The sequence below is a fragment of the Acinetobacter sp. CFCC 10889 genome, assembly GCF_003268395.1.
Taxonomy (GTDB): domain Bacteria; phylum Pseudomonadota; class Gammaproteobacteria; order Pseudomonadales; family Moraxellaceae; genus Acinetobacter.
The window spans coordinates 1-365 of record NZ_LQXQ01000192.1 but is presented as its reverse complement, the minus strand read 5'-3'; the positions used below and the strand labels follow the sequence as shown (position 1 = coordinate 365).

The 365-nt window shown below is 38.6% G+C and carries 1 protein-coding gene; it reads right to left on the bottom strand.

The window, feature by feature from the left end; translation table 11 throughout:
• Positions 1-365: hypothetical protein (locus tag AVJ19_RS21345; RefSeq protein WP_162626699.1), on the bottom strand; the 365-nt coding region annotated here is incomplete at both ends.

Below are 365 nucleotides of genomic sequence, written 5' to 3'. Positions count from 1 at the left end.
GACTTCGCTAAAGAATCCGCAGATTGAGCTGTAGCCGTTGCTTGGTTTGCAATACTTGCCGCACTATCTGCTTTAGTCACAGCCGTATTGGCTGTTGTTAAAGCGGATGCACTGTTTTCCAATGCCTTACCAGTGTCTGTTTCAGCGACTTTTAAGCGTGAATCTAATGCATTGATACTGGATGCATTGGCATTGGTTTTATCAGTTGCAGTTTTAATATCACTGATTACTGAAGACATCGCTTTATCATTTGATGAAATATAAGTATTCAGTGCTTGAGTTTGGGCTTTATCTGTATCAGCTAAAACTTTTAACTCTTGTTGAATACTCGCTTGATTCTCATTAAATGATGCATTCAATGTATC